We start from the raw sequence: 23,785 nt of genomic DNA, 5'->3' as shown, positions 1-23,785 counted from the left end.
GAAAGGCGGGGAGGCCCTCGGTCGTTCGGTGGGGGTGGGCGGGGTGCGAGGCGGGGCGCAACCCCTGGTCACGGCCTTGTCAGCGCCATGATCCGTGGCAGAGGATTGCCACCGGACCACCATCCGCCCAGTGGCGGGACTGCGCCAGGGCCGGCGCCGGTGGGGGGCGAACGGGGAGACGGCGTCGTGTCGGATGCACCACTCAGCGCACTGGGACTGGCCGAGCCGGACGGACAGGTCTACGCGGCGCTGGTGGCCAATCCGCAGTCCACCGCGGAGGAACTGGCCGAGGGCTGCGGCCTGACGCTCCAGCAGAGCGTGCGCGCCCTGGACCGCCTGGCGCAGCAGGGCATGGCGACCCGGGCGCCGGTGGACCGGCAGCGCTACCTGCCGGTCGCCCCCGACGTCGCGATCGGCACCCTGATCGGCCACCGCGAGTCCGAACTGCGGCACGCCCGGGCCGAGATGCACCGTCTGATGGACGCCTTCCGGGAGGCTTCGCGGTACACCGATCCGGCGCACTCGGTGGAGGTGCTGACCGGTGGCGAGGCGATCGCGCAGCGGCTGGAGCACATCACCGAGACCAGCCAGTACCAGGTCCGCGGCTTCGACCGCCCGCCGTACATCCAGGATCCGGTGACCCCGATCCCGTTGCAGCGGCGGCGGTTGCGGGAGGGCCTGCGGCTGCGGACCGTCTACGACCGGGACGCGGTGGCCTGGCCGGGCCGACTGGAGCGGAACATCCTGGCCGGGGTCGCGGACGGCGAGGAGGCCCGGGTCCGGCCGTCGCTGCCGATGAAGATGATCATTTCGGACGACCGGATGGCGATCATCCCGATCAGCGTGGGCGACAGCGTCCTCGACGCCGCGTACGTCATCCACCCCTCCGCGCTGCTCCAGGCGCTGGACACGCTGTTCGAGGCGGAGTGGGAGCGCGCCGTCCAGTTGCAGGCCGCGATCGGCACCGGGGACGCGACGCTGGAGCCGGAGGCCGACCACCGCAAGCTGCTGGGCCTGCTGGCGGCCGGCCTCACCGACGAGTCGATCGCCCGGTCGCTCGGCTGGAGCGCCCGCACCACCCAGCGCCGGTTGCAGAGCCTGATGCGCTCGCTGGGCGCCACCACCCGCTTCCAGGCCGGTATGGCGGCCCGGGAGCGGGGTTGGTTGTGACAGGAGTTGGCTGTGCACCGGGCCGGGCGGACGTCGGGGGTCGGGCGTCAGCTCCAGGGGGTGAGGGCGGCCCAGCGGCCGTCCGGGCCGCGTTCGACCTTCAGCAGGCCCTTGACGGCGGAGCGGTTGAGTCGTCCGTAGACGTGCGGGAACAGCAGGCCGGGGGTGGCCCCGGGCGGCGGTGCGCCGTGCGGGGCCTCCCACTTGACCATCGGTTCCACCTGTGACTCCTCGATCAGCAGTGCCATCAGCGGGTCGGGAGTGTCGGCGAAGAAGGCGTTGGCCACCGCGAGTGCCGTCTGTTCGTCCGCCGAGCAGTGGATGAACCCGTCGGTGAGCAACGACGCGGTGGTGTACGGCCGACCGGGGTCGGACAGCCAGTCGTCCAGGGGTGCGAGGTGGAGGATCATGTTCCTGTTCTACCCGGTTTGGTCCTGAGCGGTCGTCACGAGCGGACCGGTGTTCAGACGGCGGCGGAGGCCGGGCTCCTCAGAGTCCGGCGACCTTGGCGGTGGCGGAGACCTCGTAGACCAGCGTGACCGTCCGACGGGCGCCGGGCCCGAGCGGGACGTCCCAGCGGAGGATGCCCTCGGCGTCGAAGGCGTCCGGCGACGGGGAGCACTCCTCCTTGCGCAGCCGCACCTCCACCGCCGACACCTCGGAGACCGGCACCCGCTCGCGGACCGCGACGACCTGCTCGTCCCGCTCCTCCGGGCCGGAGAAGCGGGAGAGGTGCAGCCGCACCGTTCGGGTGGTCGTCTGGCGGCCGGTGAGCCCGGCGGTGGCCTGGCGTTCCTCGGCCTCGCGGACCACCCGGTAGCCGTCCGAACTGCCGAACGCCAGCTCGGCGTCGGCCCCGGCGGCGGTGAAGCCCAGCTCGCCTCGGCCGGTGAAGCCGCTGCCGCGGACCAGTTCGACCGGACCCGCCAGCAGCGGGTGCCCGGCCGTGTTGCGGAACCGGACCACCTGGGTCACCAGCGGGGACAGCTCCGGCGCGCACGCGTACTCGCTGCTCGCCTGCCCGGTGAAGGCGCCGAGCGGCACCCGGTGCGCCCGGCCGTCGGAGGGCACGGTGGCCGGAGCGGGCGCGGGCAGCACCCGGACCTCCCCGCCGTCGTCCACCCCCGGTACCCCGGCGGCCGGGCCGAGCGCGCTGATCGCCTCCTCGCGCAGCTCCACCTCAACCGTGCGGCGCTCCTCCGCGGTGCGCTCGCGCAGCATCAGGACGTCCTCGGCGACGGCGGGCGGGTCGGTGGCGAGGGCCGAGCGGGCGGTGGAGAAGGTGAGCCGGACACCGGTCCAGTCCTCGCCGGTGCGCTGCCAGACCACCGCCTCCGACTCCAGCCGCAGGCTTCCGCCGTCCAGGGTGGCCCGGTACGAGGGGCGCCAGAGGGCGCACGGCACCAGATGGGTGACGGCCAGCCCGCTCGGGCCGGGCTGCGCCGCCTCGACGGTGAGCTCCAGGTGGGCGACCAGTTCGGCCGGTTCCTCCTCGGCCTGGTCGAGGGTGAGCAGGGCCTGCGAGCGCTCCTGGTCCAGGCGGCGCAGCCGGGAGTGGGTGGTCCGCAGCTCCTCGCCGTGGCGCTCGCGTTCGGCGTCCACCCGGTCCAGTTCGCGGGCCCAACGGGTGCGTTCGAGCTCGCCGATCCCGGCGCCCTCGCCGATCTCGCGCAGCAGGTCGGCGGAGAGCTGGGCGAGCAGCGCCAGCCGGGCCTCCAGGCGGGCGCGGGTCTGGTCGGCGAGGCGGCTCGCGGTCTCCAGCTCGTGCAGCCGGTGGCGCAGCCGGGAGTCCTCCGGGCCGGGCGGCAGCGGGGCGCGTGGGATCCAGTCGCGGACGATCCGGGCGTCCAGCACGCGGGTGCCGGGGGCGGTGGTCTCGGCGCGCAGGGTGCGGTCGACGGCGAGCGCGGTGAGCGGGCCCAGTCGCAGCCGCTGGACGCCTGCGGCGAGGTCGACGGTGGTGGTGCGTTCGACCTGGCTGCGGTCCTCCAGGCAGGTGACGGCGGTGACGGGGAGGGGGATGGTCGTTCCGGTCATCGTTCAGTTCCTCCGGTTTCCACCGACGATGGCCTTTCCGGCCGGGATCTTGATCTGGTAGCCGCCGTCCAGCTCGGTGCGGCCGCCGGGCGGCAGCTCGACCCGCCAGAGCCGGGTGCTGGGCGGGCAGTCCGGCGTGGAGACCGCCGGGGCCTGCCAGTCGGCCCGCTCCTCGATCCGGATCTCGGCGTCGGAGGTGACCGGCACGCGCTCGCGGACCTCCACGGTGACGGTGCGGCCGAGCCGGTTCGCCAGCTGGACGCGCACCCGGTGGTCGAGCACGGTACTGCTGCTCAGCATGCCCGCGGTGGACTCGTGCAGCTCGGTGCGGCGCGCCACCTCGATGCTCTCGGTGACCCCGATGCCCAGGCTCCGCAGCCCGCCCGGGGCGAGGGTGGGCAGGGCGGCGGTGAGCAGGAACTCGTCGTCGACGGTGACCTCGACCGGGCCGGCCAGCACGGCGCGGTCGGTCCGGTTGGCGAGCACCAGGGTGGCGTACACCTTCTCCTCGACGGCGGGGACGGTGACGTACTCCGGGCGGACGGACACCGGGATCTCGTCGATCGTGACGGTGTGCCAGGTGCCGTCGGACGGGATGTCGGCGGGGGCGGCGGAGTCGAAGCGGTGGTCGAAGGAGCCCGCCGACTCGCGGGGCGGGACGGCGTGCCGGGGGAGTGCCAGATGGCGGACCCGCTCGCCGCCGGTGTCGCCCGGGGGCATCGCCGCCGGCCCGTAGTGGTCGGCCTGCTCGGTCTGCTCGGCCTGGGGGCGCAGGGTGCCGCGGTGGGCGGCGGGTGCGTCGGGGCCTGCCAGGACGAGGCCGGGGTAGTCGAGCAGGGAGGCGTCCGGGGCGAAGCCGGTGCCGGGGGCCTCGGTGCCGCCGCCGCTTCGGCGGGCGCGGCGGGCGAGCGGGTGCAGGTCCGGCGGGGGCGCGCCGCCCGGTGCCACGGGGGCGGGCGGCGGCGCGGGGGCCTGGGGCATCGAAACCTGGGGCATCGAGGCTTGGTACATCGAGGCTTGCGGCAGGGGGGCTTGGGGCATCGGGGCGGCGGCGGGTGCACCGCCGTATCCGGCGAAGCCGCTCGGGGCGGGCGGGGGCTCCGGTACGGGTTCGTCGATGTCCAGGGTGCCGCCGCGCCCGGTGGGGGCGGCCAGCCGGGCGGCGTCGGCCACGAGGCCGGCGTCGGCGGGCCGGGCGCCCCCGAGGCGGTTGAGCCGGGCGGCGGATCCGTACGGGCCGGGGGCCGAGACGGCGAGCGGGGCCTTGCGGCGCGGGGCAGGGCGGGCTCCGGCTCCGGCGTCGTCGTAGCCGGTGAAGAGGTCGGCCAGGCCGGCCGGGGGCTCGCGCCAGCCGGACGGCGGCGGGGCGGGCTGGCTGCGGCCGATCCGCAGCGAGCGGAGCCGGGGCAGGTCGGTGCGGCGGTCGAGGTCGGCGGTGGAGAGGGCGAGCCGGACGCCGGTCCAGTCCTCTCCGGTCTGCTGGGCGACGGAGGCGCGCAGGACGAGTCGGCCGGTGTCGGCGCCCTGGCGGTAGGAGAGGCGGTAGGCGGGCGCCCAGCGGGCGGCGGGGACGCCGTACTCCAGCTCGATGTCGAGCCGGGCGGGGGGCTTCTCGGGGGCTGGGGCGACGGGTTCCCCGGCGGATTCCGGGGCGGATTCCATGGTGGGTTCCATGGTGGGTTCCGGGGCGGGCTGTGCGGAGAGCGCCGAGGCCTGCGCGGTGGTGAGGGTGAGCAGGACGGTGGCGGCGGTCCCGACCGGGTGGGCGGGGCCGGCCGTGGATGCGCGGTCCAGCCGGTCGGCGGCCAATTCGCGCTCGTGGTCAGCGAGTTCGACTTCCTTGGTGAGCTCCTCGGCGCGTCGCTGGAGCCGGGTCAGGCGCTCGTCGACGAAGTCGGCCAGCTCCAGCCAGGCGTCGGCGGGCGTCCGCCGCAGCGGTTCCTCGGGCCGCCGCTGCGGTGGTATGGCGCGCAGGGCGGAGGTCTCGGCGATCGCGGTCAGGACCAGTCGGCGGCGCTCGGTGAGTGCGCCCTGGCGCTCCATGGCCTCGTCCAACTCGCGGCGGAGCCGGGGGAGTTCGGTCGGCTCGTGGAACTCGGCGAGCAGCTCCAGCCGGGCCTCGGTGACCGCCGTCCCGCTCGGGCCGTCGAGCACCCGGGCGCGCAGCGAGCGGCCGTCCAGGGAGGAGGGCAGACCGGTCAGCCGCAGCCGGCCGTCGGCCGGGAGCGGGACGCTGGCCCGGCGGCGGCACACCGCGCCCTCGGCGTAGACCACGACGGAGTCCAGGACCGACGGGTGGGCGGGGACGGCGGGGGGTTTCGGGGGCCCGGCCTCGCCGACGTGTCGGGCCTCGCCGTTCTGCTGATCGTCGCCGCTGTGCTGATCGTCGCCGCTGTGCTGATCGTCCATGCGCAACCCCTTCGTTCGCGTGCCGTGTTCCGCGTGTCGCCCGCGCCGTGCCCGGGCGGCCAGTCTGCCCCGCTTCGGTGCGGGCGTCGCCGGATTTCGCGGGGTGCGGCGTGTGTGCCCGTTGGCGGGTCTGGCGGTCTGGCGGTCTGGCGGCCTGGCGCGTTCGCGGTCCTGTGGTGCCCGCCGTGTCCGGCGTGCCTCCGCATGGTGTGGGACGGGGACGGGGCCGCCGTGGTTGCCCAGCGGGTGGGCGGTGGGGGCGTGGGTGGGGCGGATGCGAGAGGATGGGGCGCGGGTGTTCCCGGCCGGTGCCGGGGCGCCGACCGGACCGAGAACCGGCGAGGTCGGGCAGCCCGGAACGCGAAGCCCGAGAATTCGAGAAGGAGCGCGACCCGCCATGCGCACTGCCGTCGTCGTCGGTACCGGACTGATCGGCACCTCCGCCGCGCTCGCCCTGGCCGGCCGCGGGCTGACCGTCCATCTGGAGGACGCCGACCCGGACGCCGCCCGGACCGCCGCCTCGCTCGGCGCCGGCATCACCGAGCCGGCCGACGGCCCGGTCGACCTGGCGATCATCGCCGTGCCGCCCGCCCTGGTCGGCAAGGTGCTCGCCGACTGCCAGCGCCGCAACCTGGCCCGCTGGTACACCGACGTCGCCAGCGTCAAGGCCGGCCCGCGCATCGAGGTCGCCGCGCTCGGCTGCGACACCGTCCACTACATCGGCAGCCACCCGATGGCCGGCCGCGAGCGCTCCGGCCCGCTGGCCGCCCGCGCCGACCTGTTCGAGGGCCGCCCCTGGGTGCTCACCCCCACCGACGACACCGACACCGAGACGCTCAACGCCGCCCTGGAACTGGTCGCGCTCTGCGGTGCGATGCCGATCGTGATGGACGCGACCGCGCACGACCGGGCCGTCGCCCTGGTCTCGCACGCCCCGCAGCTGGTGTCCTCGCTGGTCGCCGCCCGGCTGGAGCACGCCGACGAGACCGCCATAAGGCTCTCCGGGCAGGGTGTCCGGGACGTCACCAGGATCGCCGCCTCCAACCCCGGCATGTGGGTCGACATCCTCTCCGCCAACGCCGGCGCGGTCGCCGACATCCTGGAGGAGGTCGCCTCCGACCTCGGGGAGACCGTCGCCGCGCTGCGCGCCCTGGACGCCCCCGAGGAGGGCGAGCGCCGGGCGGGCGCGGCCGGGATCGAGGCGGTCATGCGGCGCGGCAACACCGGCCAGGCCCGCATCCCCGGCAAGCACGGCGCGCCGCCCACCCGGTACGAGACGGTGGCCGTGGTGCTCGGTGACCAGCCCGGCGAGCTGGGCCGGCTGTTCGGCGAGGTCGGCGCGGCCGGGGTCAACATCGAGGACGTCGTCATCGAGCACTCGACCGGCCAGCAGGTGGGCTTCGTCCAGCTGTCGGTGGCGCCCGGGGCGGTCAAGCCGCTCACGGTGGCGCTGCGGGCGAGCGGGTGGAGCGTCCGGGACTGATCGGGCTGCGGGGGCCGGTCGGCTTCTGGGACTTCGGTTGAGCGGTTCGGTCGAGCGGTTCGGTTGAGGGGGAGCAGGGATGATCATCGAGTTGCCGCTGGGCGAGACCCGGCACGGGTCCTACGGCCGGCCGGTGGACCTGGGGAACGAACGGTTCCTGCGGGCGGTGGTGGGTGGGGACTTCCGGATCCACCACCGCAGCGTCGAAGCGCTGGTCGAACTGCCCCGGCCGACGCCGCCGGACCCGGAGTCCACCGAGCCGGAGCCGACCTGCAGCCTGCTGGTGCGGGCGGTCCACGCCGCCTTCGCGGAGCACCTGCCGCTCAGCCTGTCGCCGGACGTGCTCTGGTACGCGGTGGTGCACGAGGTGGCCGTGCACGCGCGGATGTACGCGCCGAGGTACCGGGCGCTGTTCGGCGGTGCCGAGGGGCGCCGGGAAGTGATCGTGGTCCGCGACGACGCCCTGGCGGCGCCCGGCCCGGACTGGTCGCGGTCGATCCGGCTGGTGCGGGAGCCGCTGGCGGCGGCGGTCGGGGCCGAGCTGGTGGAGCTGTTCCAGCCGGCGTTCTCGACGACCACGCCCGACGACGCCTCCTCCGCGCTGGTGGCGCTGATGGACGTGGTCAGCCCCTACTACGCCTTCCGCTGGGAGACCCGCTGCGGCATCCCGCGGATCCGGCTGGAGGGCACGGCCGGGGACTGGGCGCTGCTGGTGGCGCGGGTCGCCGGGCTGGCGGAGCGCTTCGACTGGCTGGCGCCGTGGTTCGCCGAACTGCGCCCGGTGCTCGACGAGATCGCGGCGACCGCGGCGGGCGGGACGGTCGACGACGAGTTCTGGCGCTCGCTCTTCAAGTGGCGGTCGATGTCCGGCGGCCCACGGGTGACCGGCTGGCTCACCGCCTTCCTCGCGCACACCCAGACCCCCGACGGGCCCCGGCTGCGCCAGTCCTTCGGCTGGCGGGAGGCGGACGCCAACCCGTACCACCGGGACTCCTTCGCGGTGAACGACTTCCCCTCGCACGTCTCCAAGGTGCCGTTCGTCTGGGACCACCTCGGCCGCGAGATCCCGATGGCCTTCACCGCCGGCATCCTCGGCATCGAGTGGGACGGGGAGTACCTGCGGCCCCGGCTGGGCAACGCCGTCCTGCGGATCCTGGGCCCCGACCAGGGCTGATACCGGGGCCGATATCGGCGCTGATACCGGGGCTGTCACCGGAGCCAAGGGGGGCCGGCAGGGGGCTGGCACTGGGCTGATCGGGTGGCGGAGTGGGTAGGGCGGCGGTCCATTAACCTTGAGGGAGACAACCCCCTGCCGTCTGCCTCCCCAGGCCCCGGCTTTCACGCCCAGAGAGAGGTTCGGCCCCGTGGACACTGCCGACCGAGCGCACGCCCCGGTCGTCGTCGCGATCGACGGACCCTCCGGTTCGGGCAAGTCGACCGTCTCGCGGGCGGTGGCGGCCCAGCTGGGCCTGAGCTTCCTGGACACCGGAGCCATGTACCGGGCGATGACCTGGTGGATGCTGGCCAACGACGTCGCCGTGGCCGACCCGGAGGCGGTGGCCGTCGCGTGCGGCAAGCCGGTGATCGTGTCGGGCACGGACGCGGACGGTCCCACCATCACGGTGGACGGCCAGGACGTCTCCGGACCGATCCGCGGCCCCGAGGTGACGGCGCAGGTCAGCGCCGTCTCCGCGGTGCCGGCGGTGCGCTCCCGGCTGGTGGAGCTGCAGCGCGGCTGCGCCGAGGTCGCCGAGCGCGGCATCGTCGCCGAGGGCCGGGACATGGGGACGGTGGTGTTCCCGAACGCCACCGTCAAGGTGTTCCTGACCGCCTCCGAGCAGGCCCGGGCCGAGCGCCGGGCGGCCGAGCTGCGCGCCAAGGGCGTCGACGAGGCGACCATCACCGCGATGGCCGCCGACCTCGCCCGCCGGGACGCCGCGGACTCCTCCCGGAAGACGGCCCCGCTGGCCCAGGCCGCGGACGCCGTCCTGGTGGACACCAGCGAGCTCACCCTGGAGCAGGTGATCGACCGGATCGCCGCGCTGGTGGAGGAGCGGGCCGGGATGTCGTCGGTCTGAGAGGACGGACAGGCCTGAAGGGACGGACCGGTCTGAAGGACGGACCGGTCTGGACGGCCACAATGGTCTGAACGGCCTGAACGGCCTGAACGGCCTGAACGGCCTGAACGGCCTGAACGGCCTGAACGGCCTGAACGGCCTGAACGGCCGGAACAACCGGAATGGCCGGAACGGCCGAATGAGCTGCGGTGCCGCCGAGGTGCCGCGGAGAAAACCATCGCGCTGCCCCGAGCGGGGCAGGTACGCACGGCGCGCCCCTGGGAAGGGCCGCGCCGGGAAACGGAACAGACGAACATGACCGCAGAGCACTCCGACACCGGCCACGGTGGACTGGACGCCGCCGACTACGCCGAGTTCATGGCCATCGCCGCCGAGGAAGGCTTCGACGTCGACGGCGTGGACGGCTTCGACGGCGCCGAGCACGTACCGCTGCCGGTACTGGCCGTTGTCGGCCGCCCGAACGTCGGCAAGTCGACCCTGGTGAACCGCATCATCGGCCGCCGTGAGGCCGTCGTCGAGGACAAGCCGGGCGTCACCCGCGACCGGGTCACCTACGAGGCCAGCTGGAACGGCCGTCGCTTCAAGGTCGTCGACACCGGCGGCTGGGAGATCGACGTCCTCGGCATCGACGCGATGGTGGCCGCGCAGGCCGAGCTCGGCATCGAGCAGGCCGACGCGGTGCTGTTCGTGGTCGACGCCACCGTCGGCGCCACCGACACCGACGAAGCCCTGATCAAGCTCATCCGCCGGGCCGGCAAGCCGACCGTGCTGTGCGCCAACAAGGTCGACGGCCCGTCCACCGAGGCCGAGGCCGCCTACCTGTGGTCGCTGGGCCTGGGCGAGCCGTACCCCGTCTCCGCGCTGCACGGCCGAGGCTCGGGCGACCTGCTCGACGCCGTCATGGACGCGCTGCCCGAGGCCCCGCCGCAGACCTTCGGCGACGCCGCCCCCGGCGGCCCGCGCCGCATCGCGCTGATCGGCCGCCCGAACGTGGGCAAGTCCAGCCTGCTGAACAAGGTCGCCGGCGAGGAGCGGGTGGTCGTCAACGAGCTGGCCGGCACCACCCGTGACCCGGTCGACGAGATGATCGAACTCGCCGGCAAGACCTGGAAGTTCGTCGACACCGCCGGCATCCGCCGTCGCGTCCACCTGACCGCCGGCGCCGACTTCTACGCCTCGCTGCGGACCTCCGCCGCGCTGGAGAAGGCCGAGGTCGCGGTCGTCCTGGTCGACGCCAGCGAGACCCTCGCCGAGCAGGACACCCGGATCATCTCGATGGCCGTCGAGGCCGGGCGCGCCGTCGTCATCGCCTACAACAAGTGGGACCAGATGGACGAGGAGCGCCGCTTCTACCTGGAGCGCGAGATCGAGCGCGACCTCGTCCAGGTGCAGTGGGCCCCCCGGGTCAACGTCTCGGCCAAGACCGGCCGGCACATGGAGAAGCTCGTCCCGGCGATCGAGACCGCGTTGGAAGGCTGGGAGACCCGCATCCCGACCGCGCGGCTGAACGCCTTCCTCGGCGAGCTGGTGGCCGCCCACCCGCACCCGATCCGCGGTGGCAAGCAGCCGCGCGTCCTGTTCGGCACCCAGGCGGGCATCCGTCCGCCGCGGTTCGTGCTGTTCGCCTCGGGCTTCCTGGAGGCCGGCTACCGGCGCTTCATCGAGCGCCGGCTGCGTGAGGAGTTCGGCTTCGTCGGGACGCCGATCTCGATCTCGGTGCGGGTCCGGGAGAAGCGCAAGAGGAAGTAGGACGTCGTGATCCACCGGCAGTAGTCGGTGGGTGCCGGCAGCAGGTGTGGGCGAGGGCCCCGTCACGGTGGTGGCGGGGCCCTCGTCGCGTGTACGGGGTCGTGCGGGCGCTGTGCGGGCGCCGTGGGGGTGGTGCGCAGGCGGGCGGTTCAGTGGTGGTCGCCGTTGCGGCCCGGGGGGAGGGAGAGCATCTGGCGGTGGCGGCCGCCGGTGGGTGCGGCGGTGGCGACGCCGGTGGCGGTGCCCATGGCCGGGGCGGGGGCCGGGGGCGGCGCGGGCATCGCGTGCGGGATCGGGCCGAGGTAGCCGGCGGCCACCCAGCCCTGGCCGTTGGTGAACTGGGGCGGCGGGGGCGGGGTGTGCTGAGGGGCGGTGGCCGCCGGGGCGGCCTGGCCGAAGCCGTCGCTGGTCGGGGCGGCGGGCTCGGCGTGCGGGTGCGGCTGAGGGGCGCTGTGGCCGGTGTGGCCCATCGCGCCGTGATGGGTGTGGCCGGTGGCGTTGTGGTGGGTGTGGCCGGTGGCGCCGTGGCCGGAGTGCCCGGTGGCGCCGTGGTTGGCGGCGTGCCCTGCGGAGTGGCCGTGCTGCTGGCTCGGCATGTACTGCGGCAGGCCGGGCGCCTGTCCCCCGTAGCTGTGGAAGGCCTGGTGCTGGGGCGGGTACGGGCGCGGTTCGCCGAGCACCGGGTAACCGTCGCGGACTGCGAAGCCGGTGAACTTCAGGTCCTCCTCGCCCGAGCGGTCGCCCGGGAGCGCGCGGAACAGCCGCCGGTACTCGGAGTACAGCTCGTCGTAGATCGGCGTCGTCGAGTGCGGGTGCTCCGCGTCGTACGACGGGCGCATGCCGGGGATCGAGCGGGGGGCGGTGGTGGACCGGCCGGGGGACGCGGAGACGTCGTAGCTGTACACACAGGGGCCAACGAGTGAGGGGGCACAGGGATGCGGGGTTGCCGGGGCCCGGCCGGAAGGCGGCTTGTGCCGAGGGGGAGGCCGCCTTCCGGCGGGTGCGGAGCCCGGGCGTGGAGCCCGGGTGCCGGCGGGTTGGGGCGCGGCTGGGGCTGGGGCTGGGTGCTGCTGGGGCGGGGGCGCGGGCTGGGTCGGGCGCGCGCTGCTGGGGCTGGGTGCCGAGGGGCTCAGGTGCCGGCGAGGGGGAGGGAGGCGGCGACCACCTGGCCCAGTGCCACCGCCCGTTCCAGCGCCTGGCGGAGCAGGTCCTCGCGCGGCTGACGGCCCACCATCCCGGCCGGGACGGCGTACATGGTGACCTCGGAGAGCTGGCTCGCGGCCATCCGCCAGGCGTCGGTGACCTGGAGCGGCTGGTGCGCCTGCCACCAGCCGGTGCTGCCGCCGGCGGCAGCGGGCTGCAGGATCGCGTGCAGCTTGCCCATCGCCACCAGGACCGACCAGCCGCCCAGTTGGTCCGGGGTCTCGTCGAGGTCGGTGATGGCCTGGAAGCCGGCGTCCTGGAGCAGGTCGAGGAACTCGTCCTCGCCCGAGGTGCTGCCGGGGCGCCCGACCGGACCGGTCGGCTCGACGACCAGCGAGGCGTGCCCGACCTTGCCGTGCAGCACCAGCCCGCAGGTGATGCCGAGGATGGCGGCCTGGCCCGGCGCGCTGGGCTGGGGGGTGGGGGCGGTCGCCGGGGTCGGCGCGGGAATGGGCACCAGCGGGTGCGCGGGCGCGGCCGGGGCGCCGGTCTGGGCCTGGCTGATGCTGCGGACGGCGCCGACCAGTTGCTCCTCGGCCACCGGCACCACCTGGGACGGGATGCAGCGGGCGTGGGCGAAGGCGAGTACGGCGGTCTCCTCGCCGACGAACAGGACGGTGCTGGTGGGCTCCGCGTGGGTGTCGCCGGAGGTGCGGCAGGAGGTGCATTCGTAGCTGTCGGGTGCGCGGTCGCCGCCGAGGAGGCGGTCCGCCTCGTCGTCGCCGATCTCGGACCGGACCTCGTCGCTGACGTCGAGCATGCGCGGCACGGGTTCTCCTCTTGGTGGGTGCGGTTGGCGGTCGGGGGGCGGGTACGGGGAGGTCGCCATGACCAACGGGCCCTTGTGTCAGGCGTCACGGGTGGTCGACGAGGCTGACGGGAATTGCCTCTGATCCGACCGCGCCGCGTGTTCTCGTGGTCGCAATGTGTCGATGTCGGTGGCAGGCCTGCCGGAATGAAGCCGTGAGGTGAGTCACGCCGCCGTGATGTTTGATCTACGAATCGACGGCTAAAACGGGCATTTCGGGCGAGATTGTGCGGTCATTACCGCCGGTAACCCTTGGCTGAGCTGGGCAGACCGGTGGAGTTTTGGTTTCCCCGCCGACCGGCTCGTAGCTTCATTGGCGGCGCAACGAGCGCCACCCGGGTTCACCCCCGACGCACCGCCCCTCCGGCTTCCCGCCGGATGCGGCAGGTGCCCGCCGACGCGATCGCTCGAACAGGTCGCCGGTGAGCGGCTGGGTGGCCGGGGCGGCAAGCGGCACGTCCGACACGTGCACGGTCGCCCGATGGACGCGGCAAGTGAACGCGGCCCTCTCCAGGGCCTGGTTCCGCATGCCCGCCCGGGGCTTTCGAGAGGAACCCCATGACCTTCCGTCACGAGACCGCCGCTGCCACCACCTCCACGGCCACCAAGCGCAACCGCGTCCGGATGGCTGTCGTGGCGGGCGCCGCTGTCGCGGCCCTGCCGGTGGCCGGCCTCGTCACGGCCACCTCGGCCTCCGCCGCCTCCGTCTCCACCTGGGACTCCGTCGCCCAGTGCGAGAGCGGCGGCAACTGGGCCATCAACACCGGCAACGGTTTCTACGGCGGACTGCAGTTCACCTCCAGCACCTGGGCCGCCTTCGGCGGCACCGCCTACGCCTCGCAGGCCAACCAGGCCACCAAGGCGCAGCAGATCGCCGTCGCCGAGAAGGTCCTCGCCTCGCAGGGCCCGGGCGCCTGGCCCGTGTGCTCCGTCAAGGCCGGCCTGACCAAGGGCGGCGCCCCGGCGGCCGTCGACACCTCGGCCGGTTCGACCGCCGCCAAGCCGGCTGCCCCGGCCGCAAAGCCGGCGCAGACCCAGGCCCCGAAGGCCGCCGCTGCCCCGAAGGCCGATGTCGCGCCGAAGGCCGCCGTCCCGAAGGCCGCCGCTGCGCCGAAGGCTGACGTCGCGCCGAAGGCCGCGCCGAAGAACGATGCCGCCAAGGGCGCCAAGGGCTGGACCGGCTCGAACGACGCCAAGCCGGCCAAGGGCGACAGCTACACCGTCAAGTCCGGTGACACCCTGAGCTCGATCGCCGCCGCGCAGGGCCTGGACTGGCACGACCTGTACAAGAACAACGCCAAGGTCATCGGTGGCAACCCCGACCTGATCCTCCCGGGCCAGACCCTGAGCGTCTGATCAGTTGAGCCTCTGAGCCTCTGAGTAGCTGAGTGTTTGAGCAGCTGAGCGATTGACACCGACTCTCCGGGGTCTGCCGCCTGATGTCGGCTGTCCGACGTCCCCGGCCTGAGCTCGGTTCAGCGGGCCTCCCGGCCCCGGCGCTGTGCTGACACCACGGCCGCTTCTCCGCTGTGCGGGGGAGCGGCCGTCGGCGTTTCCGGTGCTTCTGGCGTCTCTGGTGTTTCTGGCGCGTTCGGCGCGTTCGGAGTGTCGTTGGGGAGGGGCGTGCGGCGACCAGCCTAGGGTCGGCTGCTGTGCTGCCTCCGTGTGACGAGCGTATGTGCCGGGTCGTGCTTCGGCTGGGCGTCGCCGTGGTGCTGCTGGCGGGGTCGGCGGCGATCCCCTGGGAGCGGGCCGGTGCGGCGGTCCGGGTCGCGGACGTCGTGTGGGACGGCCTCGCCGAGTGCGAGAGCGGCGGCGACTGGCAGGCCGACACCGGCAACGGCTACTACGGCGGCCTGCAGATCTGGCCGCCCACCTGGGAGGTCGCCGGAGGCTTGCGCTTCGCCGACCGGCCGGACCACGCGAGCCGCCGGGAGCAGACGACGGTCGGCGAGGAGATCCTCCGACGGCAGGGCTGGGAGGCGTGGCCGGACTGCGCGCGGGAGCTGGGGCTGATCGGCGGATCGCCGGCCCCCGGCGGCAGCCCGACCTCCGGCGGCAGCCCGACTCCCGGTGGCGGTCCGGCCCCCGGCGGCAGCCCGCCCCCCGGTGGCGGTCCGGGCTCCCGAGACCGGCCGGGTTTCTGAGGCCGGCCGGGCTTCGGCCGTGGCGGTGCGGGAGGATGGTGGGGTGATCCAGGGCGAACTGTTCGGTGACCTGCCCGGTGCCGTCCCGGGCGGCCGGTCGGGGTCCGCTGCCGCGCGCGGGCGCGCCGAGCCCGCCCCCGGTGCCGTCCTCCTCCCCGGCTGGCTGGACGCCGATGCCCAGCTGCGCCTGGTCGCCGCCTGCCGGGAGTGGGCCCGCCCACCGGCCGGCCTGCACGCCGTGCGGATGCCCACCGGCGGAATGATGTCCGTACGGATGGTCAGCCTCGGATGGCACTGGTATCCGTACGGTTATCGGAGGGACGCGGAGGACGGCACGCCCGTCAAGCCGTTCCCGCCCGAACTCGACCGCCTCGCCCGCCGGGCCGTCGCCGACGCCTACGGGACGGACGCCCGGCAGATCGCCGGTGCCGCGTCGTACGAACCCGACATCGCGATCGTCAACCACTACCCGCACGGCGCGAAGATGGGCCTCCACCAGGACCGCGACGAGCGGACCGACGCGCCCGTGGTCTCGCTCTCACTCGGCGACGCCTGCGTGTTCCGGCTCGGGAACACCGAGACCCGGACCCGCCCGTGGACCGACCTGGAGCTGCGCAGCGGGGACCTGCTGGTGTTCGGCGGCCCGGCCCGGTTCGCTTACCACGGCGTGGTGCGCACGCTGCCCGGCACGGCGGATCCGGCGCTGGGTCTGGTCGGCCGACTCAACATCACCGTGCGGCAGTCGGGGCTGGCGGCGGGGGAGGCCTGAGTCCGGGTGGGCGTTCGTTCGTCCGTTCGCCTGGCGGCCGCTCGTCCGCTCTCCCCCTACTGCTCGCTCGCCGCTCGCTTACTCGTTCGAGTGAATCGGCTCCTTCGGCCCGGTGGGCGGGAATGACCCCGGTCGCCGGAGAATTCGAGTGGGTTGGAGAATTCGATCAGGACGGGCACCGGAGCCGGGCGGAAGACCTCCGCCGGGGCCGTGGGCCTGGAGAGGAAGCGCACGCATGGGTACCCCCGTCGACGACCTTGTCGACCTGCTCGACCTGGAGCAGATCGAACTGAACATCTTCCGCGGGCGCAGCCCCGAGGAGGCGCTGCAGCGGACGTTCGGCGGCCAGGTCGCCGGGCAGGCGCTGGTCGCGGCCGGGCGCACGGTGGACGGCGACCGTCCGGTCCACTCGCTGCACGCCTACTTCCTGCGCCCCGGGGTGCCCGGCGTGCCGATCGTCTACCAGGTCGACCGGATCCGCGACGGCCGCTCCTTCACCACGCGCCGGGTGCTCGCCATCCAGGGCGGTCGGTCGATCTTCGCCCTCACCGCCGACTTCCACCGCCCCGAAGAGGGCGGCATCGAGCACCAGCACCCCATACCGGACGTCCCCGCCCCCGAGGACCTGCCCAGCGCTCTGGAGGAGGTCGGCTCCCGACTCGGCGAACTCCCCCCGTTCATCAGCCGCCGCCAGCCCTTCGACATCCGCTACGTCGACCGGCTGCGCTGGACGAAGGAGGAGCTGGCCGGGGTCGAGGCGCGCAGCGGCGTCTGGCTGCGGACGGACGGCCCGCTGCCGGACGACCCGCTGATCCACGTCTGTGCCCTCACCTACGCCAGCGACATGACGCTGCTCGACGCCGTCCGCGCCCCCGTCGAGCCGCTCTGGGGCACCCGGCATTTCGACATGGCCTCGCTGGACCACGCGATGTGGTTCCACCGCCCGTTCCGTACGGACGACTGGCTGCTGTACCAGCAGGAGTCCCCGATCGCCCACGGCGCGCGCGGCCTCGCGCGCGGGCAGATCTTCGACCGGAGCGGGCGGCTGGTGGTGTCGGTGGTGCAGGAGGGGCTGTTCCGGCCGCTGGGCGCCGGCAGCTGACGGGGCGGGCGCGTGGGTGCGTCGGCGGCCGGGTGCCGGGTGCCGGGCGTCGGCCGAGCGGGACGGCCTTCGTCCTGGCGGGCGTCGTGTCCGGGGTGTTGCCGTCGTGACGCCGTGTTGCCGTCCGGTGGCCGCCCTGTGGCGGTTCCGGCAGGCGGGAATGATCCGTCCGGGTGCGCGGCGTTGTGGTGGGTGACCGAGTTGGACGGCCCGAACGGCGGGCCGTCCGAGGACCGCAGTGGGAGGGTGTACCGATGACGGCGACGGCCGCGGAGGACTGGAAGCACTGGAGTGACGGCCGGGCGGCGTCGGTGAGCGCGCCACACGGCCAGCTCGCACTCACCGGCACGCACTGGTTGGAGCCCGAACCCGCCGAGATCGTCGGCCTGCCCGGGCGCTGGTGGGCCGACGCCGAGGGCGTCCGGGTCCGGGCGGCGGCCGCGGACGGCATCACCGTCGGCGGCGCCGACGGCCCGGTCGACGGCGAGGCGCTGCTCCGCCCCGACACCGATCCGGCCGCCGACACCGCCACCCTCGGCGACGTCCTGCTCGTCCCGATCGAGCGCGAGGGCGAGCTCGCCCTGCGGGTCTTCGACCCGGCCGCGCCGCGCCGGACGGCCTTCGCGGGCATCTCCGCCTACCCGTACTCGCCGGAGTGGGCCGTCCCCGCCGTCTTCACCCCGTTCGAGCAGGACGGCGCCCAGTCCGTGCTCGTCCCCAACGCGGACGGCAAGGAGCGTCCGCTCGCCGTCACCGGACAGATCGCCTTCACCGTCGCCGGCGAGCACCGCGAGCTGACCGTCAGCCGCTCCGGCGACCGCCTCACCGGCGTCATCGCGGACGCGACCAGCGGCATCGACACCTACCGGTTCCGCTTCATCACCCTCCCCGCCCCGGACGCGGACGGCCGCACCGTCCTCGACCTCAACCGGGCCTACCTGCCGCCGTGCGCCTTCGCGGACCACTTCATCTGCCCGTTCCCGCCGCCGGGCAACCGGCTCGACTTCGCGGTGGAGGCAGGGGAGAAGCAGGTCCTGACCAGGTAGGACGGGCCGCTGCCCGGCCCCGGTGCGGGGAGCGGGGAGGCCGGGGCGGACCATGGAGGGTTGTGTCGACCAATCATCCTGCCAATCCCGCCCCGGCGTCCGATCCCGCCCCGACGCCTGCCCCTGCCCCGGCGCCCACCCCTGCCCCGGCGTCCGATGCCGCCCCGGCCACCGCCGCTGTTCCGGCGGAGGAGTCACCCTCCGACGCCTCCTCTCCGCCGGCCGGAACCGAGGCCCTCCCCTGGTACCGGCGGGCCTTCGCCGACCTCAGCCCACTGCGCGACCACCCCGACTACCGCCGGGTCTGGTTCGGGCAGGCGGTCTCCTCCATAGGCCAGCAGATGACGGCCGTCGCCGTCTCCGTCCAGGTCTACGACGAGACCGGCTCCGCCTTCGCGACCGGCCTGGTCGGCCTCTTCTCCTTCTTCCCGCTCGTCGCCTTCGGCCTCTACGGCGGCGCGATCGCCGACACCGTCGACCGGCGCAAGCTCGGCCTGATCGGTTCGGCCGGGCTCGCCGCCGTCTCCGCCGTCCTCGCCGTGCAGGCACTGGCGGGCCTCGGCCAGGTCGCCGTCCTCTACGCCGCCGTCGCCGCCCAGGCCGGCTTCTTCGCCCTCAGCTCGCCCGCCCGCTCCGCGATGATCCCCCGGCTGGTCCCCAGCCACCAGCTTCCCGCGGCGAACGCGCTGAACACCGTCAGCATGAACCTCGGCCTCACCGTCGGACCCATGATCGGCGGCGTCCTCATCGGCGCCTACGGAACCCAGGCCGCCTACCTGGTCGACACCGTCGCCTTCGCCGGCACCCTCTACGCGATGTGGCGCCTGCCCGCCATGCGCCCGCTCGGCGACCGCAAGGGCCGCGCCTCCGTCCTCGACGGCCTCCGCTTCCTGCGCGAGCAGCCCAACCTGCGCACCAGCTTCCTCGCCGACCTGGCCGCGATGATCTTCGGCATGCCGCGTGCCCTCTTCCCCGCCATCGCGGTCACCTTCTACGGCGGCGACGCCCGCACCGTCGGTCTCCTGGTCGCCGCCCCCGCCGTCGGCGCCCTCACCGGCGCCCTCTTCTCCGGCTGGGTCGGCCGCATCCACCGCCAGGGCGCCGCCGTCCTCGTAGCCGTCGCCGCCTGGGGCCTCGCCATCGCGGCCTTCGGCGCCCTCCACAACCTCTGGCTCGGCCTCCTCCTGCTCGCGGTCGCCGGCTGCGCCGACACCGTCAGCATGATCTTCCGCAACACGATGATGCAGGTCGCCGCCCCCGACGAGATGCGCGGCCGCCTCCAGGGCATCTTCATCGTCGTCGTCGCCGGCGGCCCCCGCCTCGGCGACTTCGAGTCCGGTGCCGTCGCCGCCCTCACCAACCCCGCCACCTCCGTGATCACCGGCGGCCTCGCCTGCGTCGCCGCCGTCGTCCTCCTCGCCGCCCGCCGCCCCGCCTTCCTCACCTACGACGCCCGCCACCCCACCCCCTGACCCACCCCGACCCGCCCCTGACCCACCCACCCCCAACCCGGCAGCGAGCACCCCTCCACGTGCTGTATTGTTTTCCACGTCGCCGGGACAACCGGAGACAAGGTCGAGAAGCCCACAGCAGAGCCCCCCAGGCCCCGCTACCGGGCACCGAGACCACGGGACGTGGCGCAGCTTGGTAGCGCACTTGACTGGGGGTCAAGGGGTCGCAGGTTCAAATCCTGTCGTCCCGACAGTGATGTCGGAAGGCCGTTGGCCGGGAGAAATCCCAGGCCAGCGGCCTTTTTGTTGATGGGGCGACAGGTGATCGACGGTCGTGGTACCGGCGTCTTGCGATCTTGTCAGGGACCAGCTGGGGACCGCAGCCGCTGGCCGAGGGATCGCCGCAGCCTCGCCGGCCTGGCAGCTCGGGGGGGCTTGGGCGGGCCGAGCAGGGCGTTGATGGTCAGGTGCTCGGTGGGCAGGGCTTTGAGGTTGCGGGCGTTGATGAGGCGGTTCGGTCGTTGCGGCGGGCGAAGGTGTAGCTGGCCTTGCTGAACCGTGAGGTGGTGGCGAGGGTGCCGTAGCCGGCGTTCTTGGCGTGGATGGCGCAGGCGGGGGTCGGGCGGTCTCCACTGGGAGTGCGTTCTTGGAGCGCTTGGCCTGGACGGGGGAGATCTGGAGCCGGTGGGGTCGTTCAGGGTGACGACGGTGTCCACGCCGTGGCGGGGAGGGGAGGCGGGACTGGGCCCGCTTGTGTCGTGCCCATGGTGGGGTTCGGCAGGCTACCGTGGGGCCGGACGCGAGGGTGCGGCGGCTGCTGGTCGGGTGTGCCGCGGTGGAGCAGGGGGTGTGGGGTGTTCGAGCCGGTGTCGCTGTCGGCGGTGGCCGCTGTTTTCGGCGCCGTGGGTGCGAGCGTGGCGAACGAGGCCGGCAAGTGGGCCTGGGAGTCGGCGGGTGCCTTTGTCCGCCGGGTGACGGGGCGGGACGTGCCGGCGCCGACCGATGCCGCCGAACGGGCCACTGTGGTGCAGCTGTTGCTGGATGTGGCGGGGTCGGATCCCGCGCAGGCCAGGGCGCTTCGTGCCTGGCTGGGCGGCCAGGGCGGGGGCTGGTCCGGGCCGTTGGCGGCGCCCTCCCTGCTGCCGCCCTCCGACCGCTTCTTCACCGACCGGCGCAAGGTGCTGGCGCTGTTGGACAAGGAGGCCGGACGGAAGGCGGACGGCACGCCCCGCGTCAGTGTCCTGTATGGGCCTCAGGGAATGGGTGTGAGCGCCGCGGCCGTTCACTGGGGCGCGCTGCAGCGGAAGCGGTTTCCGGACGGGCAGCTCTACGCGGACCTCTCCGGCGGGTCGCCGGCCACCGCACCCGATGCGGCCGCTGTGCTCCGGCAGTTCCTGATCCACCTCGGCATGCCGGCGGACCGGGTTCCGCCGGCCGCTCAGGACCGGGTCGAGCGGTTCCGGTCGCTGGTCGCCGAGCGGCAGCTGCTCGTCGTGCTGGACCACGCCCGCTCGGCGGCCCAGGTCCGGCCGTTGATCACCGCGGCCCCGGGCGTCGTCACGGTCGTGGTGGCCCGGCGTCCGCTCACCGGTCTCGACGCCGTTCCGATTCCGGTGGGGCCGCTGTCCGACAAGGACGCCAGGCGGCTGCTCACGGACCTCGCGGGGAAGGAGACCGTCTCCGCCGCCGGCCCCGCCCTGTCGGGTGTTCTCGAACGGTGCGGCGGATCGCCCTTCGCCCTGCGCGCCGCGGCTCCCCGGCTGGCGTTCATCCCCCAGCAGCGCCGGGGCCGGGGCGGTGGTGGCGATGGCGGTGGCGATCCCCACGCGGGTGATCCGGTGCGCGCCGCCGTGCAGGAGTCGTACGAGGTACTGGAGCCGGAGGAGGCCCGGCTGTTCCGGCTCTGTGCCCTGCGGCCGTGGCCGGCCGTCGGTCCCGAGCTGGCCGTGGCGGTCGCCGGCCCCGGCGGACCCACGGTTGAGCGTGCTGGTGTCCTGCTGGCCGGGCTCGCCGAGGCCGGTCTGGTGGAGGCCACACCCGAGGGCCGCTACCGCTACCGGCCTGCCGTGCGCCGGTTCGCCGAGGAGCAGGCGGCGCGGGTGGACGGGCTGGCCGCGTGCGCGGGTGCGGTGACGCGTGCCGTGGAGCACCTGCTGCGCTTCGCCGTCCGGGCCGACTACGCGGCGTTGCGGGAGCGTTGGCACGTCGGGCCGCTCTACCGCGAGCTCGGGCCCGGCGACTACCCGGACGCCGGTGCGGCGTTGGCCGCTCTGGCCGCGGAGGTGGGCAACCTGGTCGAGGCGGTGCTCGCCGCCGAGGAGTTGGCCGCGCCGGCCACGGCGTGCGAGCTGGCGGAGGCGTCGTGGGCGGTGCAGCTCAAGGCCGGTCGGCACGAGGCCCTGTTGCCGGCGCTGCGAACCGCCGTGCGGGCGGCGGTCGCGCACGACCCGGACTCGGCGATGGCCGGCCGGATGCACACCCAGTTGGCGTTCGCCCTGATGGAACTGGACCTGCTGGCCGAGGCCGAGAGCTGTCTGGTCGACGCCTCCTCGGCGTTCGAACGGGCCGGCCACCTGCTGGGCCAGGCCACGGCCGTCGAGTCGCTCGGGCTGCTGAGGCTTCGGCAGTGGCGGTGGCAGCCCGCGTACGACTGCTTCGAGCGGGCTGACGGACTGCTCGCCTCGATCGGCCCGGACCACGAGCGGGCGGGGGACGTTCCGCGGGCCCGGGCGCTGTTGAAGCGGCACCGGGGGCGGGCGCTGCGAGGCCTGGCCGAGTACGAGCGGGCCCGGGTCTGGCTGACGGAGGCGTTGTCCGAATTCCGGCGTCTGCGCGACAACTACAACGCGGCCCGCACCCTCACCAATCTCGCGGAGACCTGGGCGGACACCTCGGCGACGGATCAGGCGCTGGCCGCGATCGACGAGGCCACCGCGATCCTGGACCGCGAGCAGGCGGAGCCCCATCTGCGCTACCTGGCGGGCCTGCGGCAGCAGTGCCTCACGGAACGGGACTGACCAGGACCGGGTGGGACGCGCCGCCGGTGCGCACCGTCAGTTCCATCGGCGGCAGGGGTCGCAGGGGTCGGGGGACGGCGGCGCCGTCCAATTGGGCGAACAGCGCCGAGGCGGCCGCCGCCGGGTCGAGCGAGGGGCTGGTGAGGCGGACGAATCCCCACTCACGCAGCAGCACTTCGCAGGTGTCCGGACCGGAGACGAAGGCCGCGAGCGAGCAGTTCGGGTAGCGGGCGAGCGTCGCCGCGGCCCACTCCCGGGGCGGACCGATCCGGGGGTCGTCGGCCTCCCCGTAGCGGAGGATCGCGTCGGCCAGACCGAGGAGGCCCTGGTCGAGGGTGTCCTCGTGCACCGCGAGGTGATCGGAGCCGGGCCCGGAAGGCCCGTACCGGCCTTCGGCGACCCGCTCGACGGTGACTTCGTGCGGGCGGGGCCCCGGGCGGGTGCGGACCCGCAGCGGCACGGTTCGGGTCGGTGGCCGGTAGTCCGGGAGTGGGAGAAGGTCCAGGAGAGCCGGCTCTGTCGGCTCGGGCAGCCCCATGACCTCGTAGAAGAGCGAACGCAGCAGGCCGGCCGCCTCGCCGGGCGCCGAGGTCGTCAATTCGCTGGCACTGGTCATGGATTGATGGAACGTCAGGAGTTGGTCCAGCTGCGGTCGCAGGGGAGAGTCCAGGGCGAGTCGGGGGGCTTCGCGGACGAAGGCCGCTACCGGCGAGGTGGCGCCCAGGACCTCGTCGGAGGCCGTGCCGAGCAGAACGGGGGTGCCCAGTGCCGCGGCGTAGTAGCTGACCGAGCCGAAGTCCCCGATCACCGCGTCGGCGGCGATCAGCGCCTGTCGCCAGCTGTCCAGGGGGTCGACCAGGGTGAGGCCGGCCCGCTCGGCGCGGTCCAGCCAGAGGCGGACCTGGCCGGGGCCGTGGCCGTGCCAGATGTTCGGGTGGAGGACGGCCGCCACCCGGTAGTCGTCGACCGGGAGTTCGGCGGTGAGGCGGTCGAGCAGCCACGGCAGCGGGTCGTCCGTGCCGGCGTCACCGAAGAGCGACTGCGGGTTCCAGGTGGAGTTGAGCACGACGAGCCGCTGTCCGGGCCGGACGCCGAACGCGCGGCGATGGCGTTCCCGGTACGGAAGGGCGGCCAGGATGCGGTCGAAGCAGGGGTCGCCGCCGAGCACCGCCGTCGGAGCGGCCTCGGGGCAGGCTTCGCGCAGCCGGCCGAGCTGCTCGGGGTGGGAGAGCACCATCGCCCGGGCGAGCGGAACCCCGTCGGACAGCAGCCACTCGGGCGCCAGGCCGAAGACAGGGGCATGCGGCGCGTTCGGG

The 23,785-nt window shown here is 74.2% G+C and carries 18 protein-coding genes and 1 tRNA gene; 13 read left to right on the top strand and 6 right to left on the bottom strand.

Annotated elements, in window-relative coordinates; genetic code table 11:
• The first annotated feature begins 186 nt into the window (after window positions 1-186).
• Window positions 187-1,170, top strand: coding sequence for a helix-turn-helix domain-containing protein (locus AC07BF_RS02160; RefSeq protein ID WP_159398525.1), 984 nt, complete (start codon window positions 187-189; stop codon window positions 1,168-1,170).
• Window positions 1,171-1,217: 47 nt separating this feature from the next.
• Here the strand turns inward: AC07BF_RS02160 and AC07BF_RS02155 are convergent, their stop codons facing one another.
• The 3 genes from AC07BF_RS02155 to AC07BF_RS02145 form a co-directional block, all read right to left on the bottom strand.
• Window positions 1,218-1,580: a DUF952 domain-containing protein gene (locus tag AC07BF_RS02155; RefSeq protein WP_350883713.1), complete on the bottom strand. Its 363-nt coding sequence runs from the start codon at window positions 1,578-1,580 to the stop codon at window positions 1,218-1,220.
• 79 nt (window positions 1,581-1,659) lie between these two features.
• Complete coding sequence (locus tag AC07BF_RS02150; RefSeq protein WP_478332794.1) at window positions 1,660-3,207, bottom strand: mucoidy inhibitor MuiA family protein; 1,548 nt, start codon at window positions 3,205-3,207, stop codon at window positions 1,660-1,662.
• Between the two features lie 3 nt (window positions 3,208-3,210).
• Window positions 3,211-5,616: a DUF4139 domain-containing protein gene (locus AC07BF_RS02145; RefSeq protein ID WP_478332793.1), complete on the bottom strand. Its 2,406-nt coding sequence runs from the start codon at window positions 5,614-5,616 to the stop codon at window positions 3,211-3,213.
• A 397-nt stretch (window positions 5,617-6,013) separates the two neighbouring features.
• On the opposite strand from AC07BF_RS02145, the gene AC07BF_RS02140 reads away from it, so the two are divergent.
• The 4 genes from AC07BF_RS02140 to der all read left to right on the top strand — a co-directional run bounded on the left by AC07BF_RS02140 (window position 6,014) and on the right by der (window position 10,926).
• A complete protein-coding gene (locus AC07BF_RS02140; RefSeq protein ID WP_363587002.1) occupies window positions 6,014-7,099 on the top strand; it encodes a prephenate dehydrogenase in 1,086 nt (361 codons plus the stop codon).
• Window positions 7,100-7,178: 79 nt separating this feature from the next.
• Window positions 7,179-8,273 (top strand): DUF4419 domain-containing protein, encoded by a 1,095-nt coding sequence (locus AC07BF_RS02135; RefSeq protein ID WP_363587003.1) that lies wholly within the window; start codon window positions 7,179-7,181, stop codon window positions 8,271-8,273.
• 190 nt (window positions 8,274-8,463) lie between these two features.
• Window positions 8,464-9,177 (top strand): (d)CMP kinase, encoded by a 714-nt coding sequence (cmk, locus tag AC07BF_RS02130; RefSeq protein WP_363629139.1) that lies wholly within the window; start codon window positions 8,464-8,466, stop codon window positions 9,175-9,177.
• A gap of 294 nt (window positions 9,178-9,471) precedes the next feature.
• Window positions 9,472-10,926 carry a ribosome biogenesis GTPase Der gene (gene der / locus AC07BF_RS02125; protein ID WP_363587005.1) on the top strand — a complete coding sequence of 485 codons (1,455 nt, stop codon included), beginning with the start codon at window positions 9,472-9,474 and terminating at the stop codon, window positions 10,924-10,926.
• 149 nt (window positions 10,927-11,075) lie between these two features.
• Here der and AC07BF_RS02120 read toward each other — a convergent pair whose 3' ends face one another.
• Together AC07BF_RS02120 and AC07BF_RS02115 are read right to left on the bottom strand one after the other, a co-directional pair.
• Complete coding sequence (locus AC07BF_RS02120) at window positions 11,076-11,831, bottom strand: hypothetical protein (protein ID WP_363629137.1); 756 nt, start codon at window positions 11,829-11,831, stop codon at window positions 11,076-11,078.
• A 224-nt stretch (window positions 11,832-12,055) separates the two neighbouring features.
• Window positions 12,056-12,889 (bottom strand): hypothetical protein, encoded by an 834-nt coding sequence (locus tag AC07BF_RS02115; protein ID WP_363587031.1) that lies wholly within the window; start codon window positions 12,887-12,889, stop codon window positions 12,056-12,058.
• A 606-nt stretch (window positions 12,890-13,495) separates the two neighbouring features.
• Between AC07BF_RS02115 and AC07BF_RS02110 the strand changes: the two genes are divergently transcribed.
• The 8 genes from AC07BF_RS02110 (at window position 13,496) to AC07BF_RS02075 (ending at window position 22,469) form a co-directional block, all read left to right on the top strand.
• On the top strand, window positions 13,496-14,293 hold the full coding sequence (locus AC07BF_RS02110; RefSeq protein ID WP_478332792.1) for a transglycosylase family protein: 798 nt from the start codon (window positions 13,496-13,498) through the stop codon (window positions 14,291-14,293).
• A gap of 332 nt (window positions 14,294-14,625) precedes the next feature.
• On the top strand, window positions 14,626-15,084 hold the full coding sequence (locus tag AC07BF_RS02105) for a transglycosylase family protein (protein ID WP_478332791.1): 459 nt from the start codon (window positions 14,626-14,628) through the stop codon (window positions 15,082-15,084).
• Window positions 15,085-15,154: 70 nt separating this feature from the next.
• Entirely contained in the window at window positions 15,155-15,853 is a 699-nt protein-coding gene (locus AC07BF_RS02100) for an alpha-ketoglutarate-dependent dioxygenase AlkB family protein (protein WP_363629158.1), read from the top strand.
• 235 nt (window positions 15,854-16,088) lie between these two features.
• On the top strand, window positions 16,089-16,955 hold the full coding sequence (locus AC07BF_RS02095) for an acyl-CoA thioesterase (protein ID WP_363587009.1): 867 nt from the start codon (window positions 16,089-16,091) through the stop codon (window positions 16,953-16,955).
• A gap of 254 nt (window positions 16,956-17,209) precedes the next feature.
• Window positions 17,210-18,001: a DUF1684 domain-containing protein gene (locus tag AC07BF_RS02090; protein ID WP_363587010.1), complete on the top strand. Its 792-nt coding sequence runs from the start codon at window positions 17,210-17,212 to the stop codon at window positions 17,999-18,001.
• Window positions 18,002-18,063: 62 nt separating this feature from the next.
• Window positions 18,064-19,473 carry an MFS transporter gene (locus AC07BF_RS02085; protein WP_400811480.1) on the top strand — a complete coding sequence of 470 codons (1,410 nt, stop codon included), beginning with the start codon at window positions 18,064-18,066 and terminating at the stop codon, window positions 19,471-19,473.
• 156 nt (window positions 19,474-19,629) lie between these two features.
• A tRNA-Pro gene (locus AC07BF_RS02080) sits at window positions 19,630-19,703 on the top strand.
• Window positions 19,704-20,306: 603 nt separating this feature from the next.
• Complete coding sequence (locus AC07BF_RS02075; RefSeq protein ID WP_478332790.1) at window positions 20,307-22,469, top strand: tetratricopeptide repeat protein; 2,163 nt, start codon at window positions 20,307-20,309, stop codon at window positions 22,467-22,469.
• On the opposite strand, the gene AC07BF_RS02070 is transcribed toward AC07BF_RS02075, so the two are convergent.
• Window positions 22,453-23,785, bottom strand: a 1,333-nt coding sequence (locus AC07BF_RS02070; RefSeq protein WP_478332789.1) for a hypothetical protein, incomplete at its 5' end; no start/stop codon positions are given. The two genes, AC07BF_RS02075 and AC07BF_RS02070, sit on opposite strands and share 17 nt — an antisense overlap.

It is taken from the genome of Kitasatospora sp. NPDC043950, from assembly GCF_056435345.1.
This window is presented reverse-complemented; position numbering and strand designations above follow the sequence as displayed.